Origin of the sequence: Chryseobacterium lathyri (assembly GCF_019970085.1) — a bacterium.
Taxonomy (GTDB): domain Bacteria; phylum Bacteroidota; class Bacteroidia; order Flavobacteriales; family Weeksellaceae; genus Chryseobacterium; species Chryseobacterium lathyri.
The window spans coordinates 33373-47948 of record NZ_JAHXYG010000005.1; the positions used below are offsets into that span (position 1 = coordinate 33373).

The 14576-nt window shown below is 37.8% G+C and carries 12 protein-coding genes; 8 read left to right on the plus strand and 4 right to left on the minus strand.

The genetic code is table 11. From position 1 onward, the window contains the following. Positions 1-91: 91 nt before the first annotated feature. The 6 genes from LC418_RS16040 (at position 92) to LC418_RS16065 (ending at position 6944) form a co-directional block, all read left to right on the plus strand. On the plus strand, positions 92-565 hold the full coding sequence (locus LC418_RS16040) for a DinB family protein (protein WP_111960714.1): 474 nt from the start codon (positions 92-94) through the stop codon (positions 563-565). Positions 566-673: 108 nt separating this feature from the next. Then, positions 674-1423: a 23S rRNA (guanosine(2251)-2'-O)-methyltransferase RlmB gene (gene rlmB, locus LC418_RS16045; RefSeq protein WP_111960710.1), complete on the plus strand. Its 750-nt coding sequence runs from the start codon at positions 674-676 to the stop codon at positions 1421-1423. 97 nt (positions 1424-1520) lie between these two features. Beyond that, positions 1521-2570: a DUF6263 family protein gene (locus tag LC418_RS16050; protein ID WP_223559887.1), complete on the plus strand. Its 1050-nt coding sequence runs from the start codon at positions 1521-1523 to the stop codon at positions 2568-2570. A gap of 161 nt (positions 2571-2731) precedes the next feature. Next, on the plus strand, positions 2732-2959 hold the full coding sequence (locus LC418_RS16055; protein WP_223559888.1) for a hypothetical protein: 228 nt from the start codon (positions 2732-2734) through the stop codon (positions 2957-2959). Between the two features lie 30 nt (positions 2960-2989). Then, positions 2990-5530 (plus strand): YfhO family protein, encoded by a 2541-nt coding sequence (locus LC418_RS16060; protein ID WP_223559889.1) that lies wholly within the window; start codon positions 2990-2992, stop codon positions 5528-5530. Positions 5531-5648: 118 nt separating this feature from the next. After that, positions 5649-6944, plus strand: a complete 1296-nt coding sequence (locus tag LC418_RS16065) for a glycosyltransferase family 4 protein (protein ID WP_223559890.1) — start codon at positions 5649-5651, stop codon at positions 6942-6944. Between the two features lie 216 nt (positions 6945-7160). On the opposite strand, the gene LC418_RS16070 is transcribed toward LC418_RS16065, so the two are convergent. Next, positions 7161-7805, minus strand: coding sequence for a hypothetical protein (locus LC418_RS16070; protein ID WP_223559891.1), 645 nt, complete (start codon positions 7803-7805; stop codon positions 7161-7163). A gap of 118 nt (positions 7806-7923) precedes the next feature. Between LC418_RS16070 and LC418_RS16075 the strand changes: the two genes are divergently transcribed. Then, positions 7924-8886, plus strand: a complete 963-nt coding sequence (locus LC418_RS16075) for a YpdA family putative bacillithiol disulfide reductase (protein ID WP_223559892.1) — start codon at positions 7924-7926, stop codon at positions 8884-8886. 64 nt (positions 8887-8950) lie between these two features. Here LC418_RS16075 and LC418_RS16080 read toward each other — a convergent pair whose 3' ends face one another. From LC418_RS16080 to LC418_RS16090, 3 genes are all read right to left on the minus strand, one after another. Next, on the minus strand, positions 8951-10981 hold the full coding sequence (locus LC418_RS16080) for a TonB-dependent receptor (RefSeq protein WP_223559893.1): 2031 nt from the start codon (positions 10979-10981) through the stop codon (positions 8951-8953). A gap of 61 nt (positions 10982-11042) precedes the next feature. Beyond that, positions 11043-12212 (minus strand): MFS transporter, encoded by a 1170-nt coding sequence (locus LC418_RS16085; protein WP_262901818.1) that lies wholly within the window; start codon positions 12210-12212, stop codon positions 11043-11045. A 545-nt stretch (positions 12213-12757) separates the two neighbouring features. After that, a complete protein-coding gene (locus tag LC418_RS16090) occupies positions 12758-13135 on the minus strand; it encodes a helix-turn-helix domain-containing protein (protein ID WP_223559895.1) in 378 nt (125 codons plus the stop codon). Positions 13136-13270: 135 nt separating this feature from the next. Between LC418_RS16090 and LC418_RS16095 the strand changes: the two genes are divergently transcribed. Continuing rightward, positions 13271-14563, plus strand: a complete 1293-nt coding sequence (locus tag LC418_RS16095) for a hypothetical protein (protein WP_223559896.1) — start codon at positions 13271-13273, stop codon at positions 14561-14563. Positions 14564-14576 lie beyond the last annotated feature (13 nt).

A 14576-nucleotide genomic window follows, 5' to 3' on the forward strand; every position in this document is an offset into this window, starting at 1 on the left:
GCATTTAAGAACATTTAATTCAATCCCTTATCCAAAAAATTGTCACTTCCAGTTTATTAAACTATTTTTGGTGATTAAAAATTTTTGCAAAATGAATTATCATTTTCAAGCACACAGACAAGTGAGAAAGAACCTTTTAAGTATTCTGCAGAACAATTCCCATGAAGATCTTCTGCTGATTCCTGACGGTTTCAATAACAATATGTACTGGAATATTGCGCATACGGTTGCTACTCAACAGCTCCTGCATTATTATCTTAGCGGAAATCCCTTCAGAATAGATAAATATTGGATCGAAACCTACAAAAAAGGAACTCTTCCTAACCTGAATGTACAAAAATCTGAAGTGGAAGACCTTGAGTTTTTACTCACTGAAACTTCAAAGATTTTAATGAAAGATTATGACAGCGACTTCTTTTCAGACTATACACCTTACACAACCAGTTTTGGAATGGATCTGAAAAGCATCCAGGATGCCATTATCTTCAACAATATGCATGAAAGCCTACATTACGGCTATATCATGGCACAAAAAAGAGCAATACTTGGAGAGAACGGAAGATAGTGACCTTCACGAGTCAATGGTCAGATGTGAATTTTATACATACCAAAATTGACTTACAAAGTAAAATTCACTATTGACTATTCACCATATAATTTATAATAAATTTCAATGAAAGACGATTTTATTTTCGGGCTGCGTCCCGTAATTGAAGCTATTGAAGCGGGAAAAACGATTGACAAGATCTTTGTGCAGAATGCACTTCAAGGTCCTATTTATGCTGAGCTGAAAACGATTTTAGCCAAAAATAAAATTCGTCCCAACTATGTTCCAATTGAAAAGCTGAACCGTTTTACAAGAAAAAACCACCAGGGGGTGGTTGCTTTTATTTCAGATGTTCCGTTTCACAGAGTGGAAGATATTGTTCCACAACTGTTCGAGGAAGGAAAAACACCTTTCCTTTTAATCCTTGACAGACTTACAGATGTGAGAAACTTCGGAGCGATCTGCAGAACAGCAGAATGTGTAGGGATAGATGCCATTATTATTCCTGAAAAAGGAGGAGCACCTATCAATTCAGATGCCATTAAAACGTCTGCGGGAGCACTTTACAATATCAAGATCTGTAAGGAACCTAATCTTGCGCATGCCGTAGATTTCCTTCAGCAGAGCGGTATTTCTGTATTTGCAGCTACTGAGAAGGCTCAGAAACTGATCTATGATGTGAATTTCACAGAACCTTGCGCTATTGTAATGGGTAATGAGGAAACCGGAATTTCTAAAGAAGTCATGCATCATTCAGACGAAAAAATAAAACTTCCTATCGAAGGAAAAACACAGTCTCTGAATGTTTCTGTAGCATGTGGGGCCATTTTGTATGAAGCGGTAAGACAGAAAATCGTAGCGGCTCCAAATCTTTAATCGGTAACGAATAAGTATTTTATCGTAATGTTTTGTGGTATCGTTATTGATGCACAGAACGGAAATATCAGTAAAATTTAAACTTAAAAAAAATTAAATGAAAAACGTAGCAGCATTAATGCTTATCTCATCTATAGCTCTTGTATCTTGTAAAAAAGAAACAGCAACCATCACTAAAGTAGATCCTAAAACAGGAAAAACAGTTACGGTAGAGGTTCCTGCCGATTCCGTAGCTAAAGTGGCGGAAAATCCTGCCATTAAAGATTCTGCGGGAGTTTTCACCCAGACATTTAAACTGGAAAAAGGAAAAACCTATCCTCTTACCACCTACCAGAGAGATGTGAAAACAATGGAAGATCCTCAGGGAAAAACGATTACAGCAACCAGCGAATCTACGGATGAAATGAGCTTCACCGTTAATGACATCAAAGGGAATGTGTATGATATGACCCTTAATCTTGTAGCAAAAAGAAATTCGCAGAGTGCACAGGGTAAAACAGTAATCGTTGACACCAAACTGGCTATCCCGAAAGAAGATGACCTGAAAATGATCTGGAATATCAACAAAGCCTTGACCGGAAATAAGCTTAACATGAAAATGGATACTAAAGGAAATGTAGTTTCTATCACAGGTTTCGATGCTGTTTATACCAAAGTTGCCGCTGCTGTAGGAACCCTGATCAAAGATGCCAATCAGAAAGCAAGCGTGGTAGCCAGTCTTAAAGAAACTTTCAATGAAAAAGTCTTGAAAGACCAGCTGAATAAAAACTTAACGATTATTCCTAAAAAAGGAGTGAAAATCGGTGAAAAATGGACTACTTCTGAAAACGCAGATCCAAGCGGAAGCGTTAAAGTAACTTCAAACTATGTACTGAAAAGTGTAGGAAACGGAGCGGCAGAAATTTCTGTAACAGGAGGAATTCCTAAAAAGACAGAAAAGAAGACGCAGGGACCTATCACACACAGTCTTAGCAGTGAGCTTTCCCAGAACGGAACCATTAAGTTTGACCAAAGTACAGGATGGATTACCAACCAGAACATTGATGTAAAAACAACACAGGTTGAGACTATTTCAGACGGAAAACAGTCACAGTCTATGAAAAGTACTTCCAAATCTTCTGTAATGGTCAATCCTTCTGCAAAATAATTGAATTAAAGACGTTTTAGGGTCAGAGGGTTTGAGAGTGAAAGGGTGTTAGAGTTTGAGAGGAGGTTTTTATTATTGATAATTGCTTTCATGATTATTGTATACCCTTGAATTTTAAACTTCAGGCTTTAAACCATAAACTTGAATTTAAATTAGAAATTATGAAGTACATTCTTGAGTTAGTTCTCTCTGCCATCATTATTTTCTTTGTCTGGAATATCCTGAAAAGGCTTTTCTTCAAGACCTTTTACAGCTATAGATTTGATAACAATAAAGATAATAACAGACGGCAGGATCTACACAACTCGAATAAGAATAAACAGAACCTCAACTGGGATGCAGAAACAGTTGACTATGAAGAGGTAAAAGAAACTAAAGACAAAAGGTAAAATCCAAAGAAATAAAAGATAATAACCCGTATGGCTAAAAATAAAAACTTAATTTATATTGCAATTTCATTAGTTGTATTTATAGTTTTAGCATTTTTATACTCCACCCCTGTTTTTTCCGGAAAGCAGCTTTTTCAGCATGATATCGTACAGTACAGAGGAGGCGCGAAAGAGCTCCTGGACTACAGAGCCGATACCGGAAACGAAACCTACTGGAGCGACTCCATGTTTGGAGGGATGCCGACCTATCAGATGGGGAGCCAGTTCAAAGGTGACATCATCAAAAAGATCGACAGCAACCTGAACTTCCTGCCAAGACCGGTTAATTATCTTTTCCTGCTTTTTGCAGGGTTCTTCTTCCTTGGAATGGTGGCCGTCAGAAACTGGAAATACGCCTTATTGGGTGCCACTTTCTTCGGCTTATCTACCTATTTTTACATTATTATAGCAGCAGGACACAACGGTAAAGTAAATACCATCGAGTATTTTGCACCGCTCTTTGCCGGAATTATATTAGTTTATATTAGGAAACAGTACATCTGGGGATTCATTGCAACGACCCTTTTTATGGGACTTCAGATTGCAGCCAACCACCCCCAGATGACGTATTACCTGTTTTTGGCCTTAGGATTTTTATTCCTGTCCGAACTGATAAGAGCCATCCAGAAAAAAACTCCGATGAAGCATTTTTTGATCTCATCAGGAATCATTGCTGCTTCATGCGCAATTGGTGTCGGGATGAACTCTCAAAGAATCATGGCCAATTCCGAGTACATCAAAGAAACGGTACGTGGAAAACAGATTCTGACGAATGAAAGCCATACTTCAGGACAATCAGGACTGGATAAAACCAGCATCCTGATGTGGAGCTACGGAAAGCTGGAAACACTGAATCTTTTCATTCCAAGGCTAATGGGTGGCGGAAGCCAGGAACCGGAAGCTAAAGAAATGATGAACAGGGTTCAGGAGCTTATCCAGGAAAATGTAGGGTCACAGGCTGAAATGGACCGAATTTCAAAAGGATTCAATGGGGTAACCTATTGGGGAGACCAGCCGGGAACTTCAGGTCCTGCCTATCAGGGCGCCGTCGTATGTTTCCTTGCTTTATTAGGATTCTTCTTCGCCTGGAAAAAATACCGTTACTGGATCCTTGGAGCTTCCATTCTGACCGTTTTGTTGGCTTGGGGAAGCAACTTTATGCCCTTGTCCGACTTCTTTATCGACTATGTTCCTTTTTACAGCAAATTCAGAGCACCCTCTTCCATATTGGTGGTTGTGGAATTATTATTCCCTTTGATTGCCATTATCGGAATCTACAGGTTCTTTACAGACGAAAAACTGACAGAGGAATACAAAAAGAAAATCCTTATATATGTAAGCGGAGGAACTTTAGGAATTTTATTGATCCTTCTTCTTTTCGGAAAATCACTGCTTGGTTTTTATACGGATGGAGAAAAAACATATTTCCCGCCTTTCCTATTGGATTACCTTGCTGATGAGAGATTTAAATTATTCAGAATCGATGCCATAAAAGCATTGATCTATGTCGCTATAACGGCAACAGCTCTTTTCATGACCATGAAGAAAAAACTGAGCCAGAATATCGCTTTGATTATTATTGGAGCCGTGAGTTTATTTGATCTCTGGACGGTAAACAAACGTTATCTGAATGATGAGAATTATGTAGATAAGGTTTTTGCTGAAAATCCATTTCAAACAGAGAGTTCAGACCTGCTGGCTGAAAAAGTTCAGGGAAATCCGAACTTAGAATCTATTCTGGCGAACGTCAACGTTAATAAAACGCTTGAAACTATTGCGGAAAGAGACAAAACACATTACAGAGTTTTCAATAATATCTTAGGGACATTCAGCGAAACCAATACGTCTTATTTCAAATCTTCAATCGGAGGATACCACGCTGTGAAACTGAGAAGATATGACGACGTAATCAACGAGTATTTCCAGATCATGGACTCTGTGAAAGTACCAAATATCCTTAATCTTCTGAACGCAAAATACTGGGTAATGGGAGGTCCGGAAAAGCCTCAGGCCATGCCGAATCCTAAGGCCAACGGAAATGCATGGTTTGTAAGCGATCTGAAATTCGTGAATACACCAGACGAAGAAATCAAATCTATTGGCGTGATCGACAGTAAGAAAACGGCTGTCATTGCATCCTCAGACAAATCTTATTTCAGCAGTAAACCTGTTCAGGCAGATTCTACGGCATTTATCAATCTGACGAAATATCAGCCGAATGAACTGGAATTTAAATCTCAGTCGAAAACCCCACAGCTGGCTGTATTTTCTGAAATCTATTATCCTCATGGATGGAAAATGTTTGTAGACGAAAAAGAAGTTCCTTACATCAAAGCAGATTATCTTTTACGTGCTGTACACGTTCCCGCAGGAACTCACAACATCAGAATGGTCTTTGAACCAGAAGTGATACAAAAAGGTAAATGGCTATCGCTTTTATGCTTTGGATTGTTTATCGCACTGAGTGCATTCGGGATCTTCTGGATGAATAAGAATAAGAAAAAGCTAACTTTAACTGAAGAAAAAGCCTAAACGAAGTTATACTTAATACTCTTAATTCTTAACTCAAACCTTAATGGTTAAATTTTAAAACATTAAGAATCTTTTAAGTGGTTAAGAATATTAAGACTTATATTCAAATCTTCAATTAATGGAACAAAAAAAAATACTGATCATCACCTATTACTGGCCTCCTGCGGGAGGTCCTGGTGTTCAAAGATGGCTGAAGTTTGCCAAATATCTGCCGGAATTTGGCTGGAATCCCGTGATCTACACTCCCGAAAACCCGAGTTATCCCTTACTCGATGAAAGTCTTTTAAAAGATGTTCCGCAAAACCTGGAGATTGTAAAAACCAAAATATGGGAACCTTATCAGCTGGCTGAAAAACTGAATAAAAGCAATAAAAAGTTCAAAGCCGGACAATTTGATGTTGGTAAAAACCAAAGCTGGAAATCCAGACTTTCCATTTGGGTAAGGGGAAATTTCTTCATTCCGGATGCCAGGGTATTCTGGGTAAAACCTTCCATAAAATTTTTAGAACAGTATTTAAAAGAAAATAAAATAGATGTCGTAGTAACTTCCGGACCGCCCCACTCTCTTCATATGATCGGCCTGGGATTGAAAAAGAAATTCCCTGCTCTAAAATGGATCGCCGATTTCCGTGATCCATGGACAGAAATTTCTTATTATAAACATTTAAAACTCACCAAAAGTTCCGACAGAAAACACCGTCAGCTTGAAAGTGCCGTCTTTAAAAACGCAGATATAACATTGGCAACAAGCTATACGGATGCTGAAAATTTCAGAAAAGCAGGAGCAAATGCTGTTTGTATCACGAATGGATTTGATGAAAGCGATTCAGCTCCAATCAATGTGGTGGGTGAAAAGAAAGAAACAACCTTTACTTTAAGCTATATCGGAGTTCTTGAACAGTTGAGAAATCCTGAGAACCTCTGGAAGGTCCTTGATGAGTTAGTCAAGGAAAATAAAGAGTTTGCAGACCATTTTATTTTGAAGTTTGCAGGAAGAGTTGACGATAAGATCCTGCAATCTATAGAAAATTCGAGCCTGAAAAATCATATCCTGAACCTGGGGTATATTTCTCATGACAAAGCTGTTGAAGAGATGGCAAACTCAAATCTGTTACTGATCACCAATTTCCCGAACGAGTCTTCTCAAGGAATTATTCCAGGGAAAATCTTTGAATACCTGGCGACCGGAAAACAGATCATTTCTTTTGGTCCGGATGAAGCAGATGTTTCAAGAATACTTGCGGAAACAGGTGCGGGAAAACATTTCGGTTACGAAGATTCTAAAGCAGTCAAAGATTTTATCATAGAGAAATATGAACTCTGGAAAAAAGGAGATCTTCTTGAAAACACTCAGAATATTGAACAATTTTCTAGGAGAAATCTCACTAAAAAACTGGCTGAAATTTTACCTTAAATTTGGAAATTTTCTGATAGGAAAGAAACCTGTCAATTCTCAGGATCATTATACAATGCCATAAATGCTTCGACTCCGCTCAGCATGACACTTTCTAAACTTTATAGTTATTTATTAGAGAGTCATGCTGAGCGGAGTCGAAGCATCATTCATTTACAAAGATTAGTAACTTCCGGCTTCTCTCTTCCAGCTTCAAGCCTTTAAGCACAGGTTAGATTAAATCGTCCATTGGTCGTTGACAACGGCCACCAGATACTGCTTACCCTGAAATTCTTCAAAAACGAAGCGGATAGTTTTCCAATCCATTCCGCCATTCTTTTCAGAACCTTTTATATAGTTTTCAGTGAAGTCCTGGCCGGGATATATTTTCTTTAAATTATTAAGTGAATTTCCTCCTGCAAGAAATTTATTGAATGAATATTGTGATGCCGTGAAGTCCGTGGAGAAAACCCATTTCGCTAAGTAATCCTTGATGGTTGCTTTATACGGATCTCCTGAACCGTCCTGTGCTCCCCATGTATATAAAGTTTTTGTCGGCAGGTATTTTTCAAAATCAGCTTTGGAAAAATGCATATCCTCTTTCGGGTCTACAAATCCATACATTGAAAAACTGATTCCTTTTTCCGGATGAATAAATGATGTGAAAGTCTTATAATCTTTACTTTTTAAAGCCTGTAGGATTTCGTCATTAGCAGTCTTTACAGCTGCCACATCCGTTTTTTTCTTCTGAGCTGCCATTTCAATATTTTTCTCCTTAGCCTGAGCCATAGAATCTATCACATTCGGAACAGGTTTTTCAGGATTTTTCTTACAGGCCACTAACAGGGTTAATGCCAATACTGGAATAATGAAGTTTTTCATCTTTTCAATTTTTTAATTCATAAAAAACACCAAAACTGATGCCAATACAATATCCCCGATAGATAAGTTCTGTTGTCAATTTTCCACTTAATATCATGGTTTTAAGTAAATTTGTTGTATGGAAATTTTAGACATCCTTATTATCGGAGGAGGGCCCATCGGTCTCAATTGTGCCCTTGAAGCCAAAAAAAATAATCTGACTTACCTGATCATAGAAAAAGGAACTATTGTCAATTCCTTATATCATTATCCTTTATATATGCGCTTCTTCTCCACGGCAGAAAAACTGGAGATCGATGGTATTCCGTTCATTTCCACTGCTCCCAAACCCGGCAGACAGGAAGCCTTAGAGTATTATCAGGGAATCGCAAGACAAAAAGAAATCAATATTAACCTCTATGAAAAAGTCCTGAAGGTTTCCAAAACCGGAGATATCTTTGATATTGAAACCTCAAAATCAGCTTATAGAGCCAAAAATGTAGTGATTTCCACAGGATTCTACGATATTCCGAATCTGATGAATATTCCGGGTGAAAGTCTTCCGAAAGTGAAGCATTATTATACGGAGCCTTATCCATATGCAAAGCAGAAAGTAGTTGTAATAGGATCAAGTAATTCTGCAGTGGATGCGGCATTGGAAACTTACCGGAAAGGAGCCGATGTAACTATGATCATCCGTCATTCCGAAATTTCTAAAAGTGTAAAATATTGGGTAAAACCCGACATTGAAAACAGAATTACAGAAGGAAGCATCAAGGCTCATTTTAACTCAGAAATAGTAGAAATTACCGAGAATTCTGTCATTTTTAAAGATGAAAACGGACAGAACTGCGAGATTGAAAATGATTTTGTCCTGGCGCTGACCGGATATCTTCCCGATTTTGAGTTTTTAAGAAATTCAGGAATAGAATTGGAGGGTGACTGTCTGAATCCGCTGTACCATCCTGAAACCATGGAGACCAATGTTCCGAATTTGTATCTGGCCGGCGTTGTATGCGGAGGAAAAGATACCCATCTCTGGTTTATTGAGAACTCACGCGTTCATGCGCAGATGATTGTTGGAAATATACTTTCTAAGTAATATTAATTGTGCTTTTTATAGATTTTGAATTGAATTTTGAGAATTCTGATGTGATTACAATCTGCTAAAATTCAACATAGGCTCCGAAGATAAAATTCCTTTTTGCAGCAGGATTATAGAAACGGCTTCCAAAAGCATTGATATCAAAACCGGCAACATAATCTGTATTGTAAAGGTTCTGAATCTGTAGATGTAGATTCAGTTTCGTCCTATCAATCCGTATTGGAAATCCTAACCGGATATTTCCTACCAGACTTGATTTTGACCAGACAGAATTGACGTCATTCAGAGGTGTTTTTGAAATATAATAATGAGAATAGTCTACAGTAAGATTTTTAAAAAAAACAAAGTTGAATAAGCTGTTTACTGTTGTGTCCGGTACTCCTGTAACCTTATTTCCTGAAAAATCATTATTCAGCTGTTTGTAATTTCTGAATTTAAAATCATAGAAGCTTCCGGAAAACCGAAACTTAAAGCTGTTGAATATTTCATTTTTAAGATGAAAACTTTTAGACTCTAAAAGAACTTCTACCCCTTTCTGCGTGATACTCCCCTGATTGGCAAAATATTCCTGCCCGCTTTCATTTTGTCTTCGTACAATGGCATCTTGCATCCTGAAATTAAAATAGCTTCCTTCAATAAAAATAATATTTCCAAACTGCTTTCTTATACCAACCTCTTTATTCCAGCCGTATTCAGGAACAAGATTAAAATTAAACTCCTGATTGGAAGACCGGATTTCTTCGCTTGTAGGAGCTGAATTTCCTTTTCCTATTTTTCCTCTTATCGAAAAACCTTTTCCCAGCAGATAAGTAATTCCCAGGTTTGGAAGCCACTGTTCTTTAAATTTCACACGACCTATATTTGAAACCGGATACATCCTCTCCCATTCGTAGGAATTTGAATTTAAGCTTATCGAAATATCGGTAAAAAGCTTTTCATTAAAATTCAGTTTTTGTGACAGAAAATAAAAGCCGGAATTATTTTTCAACTGATCAAAATTCTGAGGATTACCCGATATTCCTTTATTATTGCTGTAATTTTTAACCAGAATATTTTGATTTCCTCCTTCAAACCCTAACCTCAACGCCAGGGATATATTGTTCCAGTTTTTCTCATAATTTAAATGGGTCCTCAAGGCAAAATTACTTTCAAATCTGTTTTCAAAATTCGTGATGAAAGGATTTTTGAAATCCACATAGGAACCCTGTACTAAAATAAAGTGTGAAAAATTTGGGTTAATGGCAGTCTCATGTGAAATTCCTGCCAAAACCATTTTATTACGGATTCCTGCATTCTGTTCCTTTGCGCTTAAAAGCCCGCCGGCAGCTGGCCTTGCTTGTTTCCTGCCAGATTCCATTTGTTGCAGGGTAAGTCCGCCCGGGGTTTCATAATCCAGATCAGCAAGCAATAATACAGCATTCAGTGAGGCCCTGGGAGCATATTTAAAATGATCTTTAAGATAGATCTGCTGCCTCTTTACAGCCGATTGCTCACGGTAAGAGTCTGCCTGGTAATAATCCTGAAAAATTTCAAAGAAATGTTTTCCTTTCTGACGGGCAACATTAAAATTCTGTTCAAAAGTTCCGTAACTTCCTATAGAAATGCCGGTAGATAAATGATCTGATTTCCTGGTTTGCAAAAGCACCGTTCCACCGGTTACAGCACCGTAATCTCCACTTTCCGGACCTTTATAGATCTCCATCCTGTTAATAAGCTTCGGGGATATGATATTAAAATAAGTATTCCCGGAAGCATCAGATAAAATGAAATCGTCCAGATAGACTTTGATATTCCGTACGCCAAAAGGAGATCTCAGGGTGCTTCCACGGATTGATATCCTGTAGCTGGCTGGTGAGCGCTCTTCCATTCTGGCTCCCGCAATTTGATTGACTGCTTCCAGAAGTCTTTCCGGAGGATTCTGCTCCAGAAGATTTTCAGAAACAACGGCAACAGATTTCGTAGAAGTCATAAAGAGAACCGGTTTCTTATAAGCATCAATTTTCACCTCGGATATCAGAACGGCAGTATCCTTTTTCTGCGAAAAGAAAAACGACACAGTGAGAATAAAAAAGAATGCTAATAATCTCGTCATCAGCACAAAGCTAGCAAAGTTTTTATTGTAATTTTATGTGTAATGTAAAATCCAATGATATTTAGCTTTTAATCTCTCTTTTCTTAAGCATCCAGGGAATCACAAAATAAAACCCGGCAGCAATACCCACAGTCAATACTCCGGTTCCTATCCACAAGGTATTGAAGCCCAATTTATCTGCAGTCATGGTCCCCACGTAAGGAGTAATGATAAAGGCTAAGGCCACAGATATTCCGTTCATTCCCATATAAGCCCCTTTGTTGTTTTCGCCGGAACGCAGTGCGGTTATGGTAGATATAAACGGAAGCGTCCAAATCTCGCCAATACACAGCAAGGTCATGGAAACAACAAGGGTAAGAATGGAATGGTCAAAGGCTAACATTGCATAAGAAACCCCACATAATACAGTTCCTATGAACAAAGTAAAGGCAAGGTTGAAATATTTTTCTGCGATCTGTACAAAGCCCATCTCCAGAAGTACAATCAGGAAACCGCTATAGCCTAGAATATAACCGATACTCTGCTGGCTTAAATGCGCGGTATCCTTATAAAAAATAGTCAGTGTACTGAATAACTGAAAAAAACAAATGGCGAACAACATACAGAAGAAACTGTAAAGCAGAAATTTTCCGTCGCGGTATGGAGAATTTTCTTTTTTAACGGCGATGGCTTCTTTTACTTTTTTCGGCTTCAATGAGGCCAGCTTATTACGTTTTCCGAAGAACCGGATATACATCAAACCGGCCAGCAGTGCGGCCAGGGCATTACTGAAAAATAAAAATTCATAAGATATGGCAGATAGTATTCCACCTAATGCGGGCCCTATAGAAAACCCGAGGTTAACAGCCATCCGATTCAGTGAGAAAGCTCTCGTGATATTTTGAGGTTTAGCATATTTAGTAATAGCTACCGAGTTGGCAGGACGGAAAGTCTCGCTTACGATACTCTGGATCAGAATAATGGCAGCCAAGCCGACTTCCGTTTTAAACAGCGGAATCAGGCAGAATAACGGGACACTCAAAAGAAGGCTCAGACTCTGGACACGGTATTCTCCGATTTTATCGGTAATTAATCCTCCCAGCCATGAGCCCAATACGGAACCCAATCCGAAGAAGCTCAAAATAATCCCTGAATTTTCAATGCTGAAATGAAGATGCCCCGTCATATACACTCCCAAAAACGGAAGCACCATAGAACCTGCACGATTGATGAGCATGACCAGCGCCAGCATCCAGCTTTCTTCTGAGAGTCCTTTAAAAGAACCCGTATATATGCTAATTAATTTCACAATATTATTATTTATAGGGAGAAATTCGAGTGAGATGCAAAAATAGGCAAATTGGCCAAGAAAGCCTTTTAAAAGGCACTTTTTTTATCAATCATATTGATAGAGACAAGAAAATACACTGACAGGAATTAATAGAAATGATCTTTAAGGTTCAGTTTGATTTAACCAATTAAAAACAAAAAAGCAGGATTAGAGAATCCCACTCCTATCATTACAGAATGATACTGCAAAGTTTTTAATGGTTTGTCTAGGTTCCAAATCCTTAGGTTTCGGTTGCATAACAGCGACGCACAGGCTTCAGACTCTTCCGGAAACTCCGGAACCCCAAAGGAAGATTCTAGTACGTAAAATATAGGCGTACAAATAAGCCCGGAACCTAGGTTCTGGGCCTTATATGTGGTATTATTTTGCTTCATTCGGGAGGTCTTCACCCGTTTGGTCAGATTTTCCGGAAACCTGCTTCAGCTTGTTTTGCTGTATAGATGCTTTTATTTTTTAAGTAGGCTTTCTATTAGCTTGCTTTGTAATTCTATCAGTTTTGTAATTTGTTCCTGATTCTTTAGTATACTCTCAGTAATTTCAGGGGATTGTATATTAAATATAGGATTATATTGATTTACAGCTGCAACAGCATGATCACTAAATTCGTTATTTGACATAATATTGTTGGAAGAATCATTTAAAAGATCATTAATATCTACTTCTAATTCTTTTGCCATCTTACTTAATAATAGAGAATTAGGAATATTTTTGTCAGACTCTATATTAGAAATAGTAGTCTGTGTGGTATCCAAGCGTATTGCCAGATCCTCCTGAGACCAGTTTTTAGCTTCTCTATACTGCCTAACTTTAGTACCTATACTCATATTATAAGAATTTTTATCAAAAATATAAAAATTCTTATAATGTTGAGAGATAATTTATTTTAGTTTTGCTAAAGATCACTTCGCGGTGACAAGAAAATTATTATATATTTAATAACTTAAAAACACAACCAATCTATGAGAAAAAATTTATTTCTCCGGCTGTTTCTATTAATAGCCCTCAGCATTTCGCTGTACTCCTGTATTCATGATGACATGTCTTCAGCAGCTGACCCCGTTTCTAAAGAGTATACAAATAAATCTCTGTGGAAAGAAGATGAAAAATACATCCGCAATGTCAGGAAAGTTTTTGATCAGTATGCCGACAAAAATTATTTCTCCGGCAAATATGGGAATGTGCTGTGGGACTATGCCCTCACTATGGGTACATTTGATGAAAGCTTCCTTGAAGTTCCTATTTCCAGAAACGGAAAGATAAATTCCGTCCTTACTGCAGAACGCAGAGGGGACAGGGTATTTTTCAAAATAAGAAATGAGAAAAGCTCTAATGACTTTTTTGATGTATTGGTTTCTAAAGACCGAAGCCAGCTTAAAGGAAACATCATAAGTGGAAACGGAGATGGTATTTCCTCAAAAACGACTTGCTACACCGTAACAGTTACCTGGACATGGACCAGTGAAACTACAGGAGAGGTAATAGATTCTTATGTATTTACTAAAACCAGGTGTACATCTACCGATCCTGTTTTGACTGAGCCTACAACGCCTAGTGACTGTTTAGAGGAAGACTGTACAGGTGGTGGTACAGGAGGTGGTGGATATCCCTATACAGAAACCCAAACGGATCCGTGTGAAAAAATGAAAGAGCAGAATTCTAATCAAGCTTTTAAAGATAAAGTTGCAGAAATGGATAAAAAAGACGTATTTGATAAAGATGAAGAAACCGGGTTTGCTGCTGCATACGGAACCCATCCCTTTGAGCCACTAGCAAATACGGCAAATGATAACCTGAAATTTCCTCCGGGAAATAAATATTTTGGCTATATTCATACCCATCTTGATAGTAAGGAAGGAGTAATCAAAATATTCTCGCCTGCCGATGTTTTTACATTTCTTACAGGATGTGTACGAAATGCTGAGACCAATGGAACAATGGCAGATGCTTATGGTATGGTTATTACATCACAAGGAAATTATATTTTAAAATATTCCGGAGATGGTAATTATGGAATTGGTACTAATACAAAGGATAATTGGCAATCTTGGTATGAAGACGAGTATGTTAAAATAATGAATGAAGATGGAACCTTTTCTCAAAACAAGGTAGAAAAGCTATTTACTAGGTTTTTGGTTGAGAAAGTTAAGATTGATGGCTTAGAGCTATATAAAAGTGATAAAACTACAGGCAATACAGAGAGATTAGAATATAATGCAACTAATATGGCTGTACAAACAACAACCTGCCCTTAATAACAATTTAATT

Bases quoted from the DNA above. Each gene is read 5' to 3' on its own strand.
- LC418_RS16040 (WP_111960714.1), top strand. From the start codon at position 92: ATGAATTATCATTTTCAAGCACACAGACAAGTGAGAAAGAACCTTTTA.
- rlmB (WP_111960710.1), top strand. From the start codon at position 674: ATGAAAGACGATTTTATTTTCGGGCTGCGTCCCGTAATTGAAGCTATT.
- LC418_RS16050 (WP_223559887.1), top strand. From the start codon at position 1,521: ATGAAAAACGTAGCAGCATTAATGCTTATCTCATCTATAGCTCTTGTA.
- LC418_RS16055 (WP_223559888.1), top strand. From the start codon at position 2,732: ATGAAGTACATTCTTGAGTTAGTTCTCTCTGCCATCATTATTTTCTTT.
- LC418_RS16060 (WP_223559889.1), top strand. From the start codon at position 2,990: ATGGCTAAAAATAAAAACTTAATTTATATTGCAATTTCATTAGTTGTA.
- LC418_RS16065 (WP_223559890.1), top strand. From the start codon at position 5,649: ATGGAACAAAAAAAAATACTGATCATCACCTATTACTGGCCTCCTGCG.
- LC418_RS16070 (WP_223559891.1), bottom strand. From the start codon at position 7,805: ATGAAAAACTTCATTATTCCAGTATTGGCATTAACCCTGTTAGTGGCC.
- LC418_RS16075 (WP_223559892.1), top strand. From the start codon at position 7,924: ATGGAAATTTTAGACATCCTTATTATCGGAGGAGGGCCCATCGGTCTC.
- LC418_RS16080 (WP_223559893.1), bottom strand. From the start codon at position 10,981: ATGACGAGATTATTAGCATTCTTTTTTATTCTCACTGTGTCGTTTTTC.
- LC418_RS16085 (WP_262901818.1), bottom strand. From the start codon at position 12,212: ATGCTGGCGCTGGTCATGCTCATCAATCGTGCAGGTTCTATGGTGCTT.
- LC418_RS16090 (WP_223559895.1), bottom strand. From the start codon at position 13,135: ATGAGTATAGGTACTAAAGTTAGGCAGTATAGAGAAGCTAAAAACTGG.
- LC418_RS16095 (WP_223559896.1), top strand. From the start codon at position 13,271: ATGAGAAAAAATTTATTTCTCCGGCTGTTTCTATTAATAGCCCTCAGC.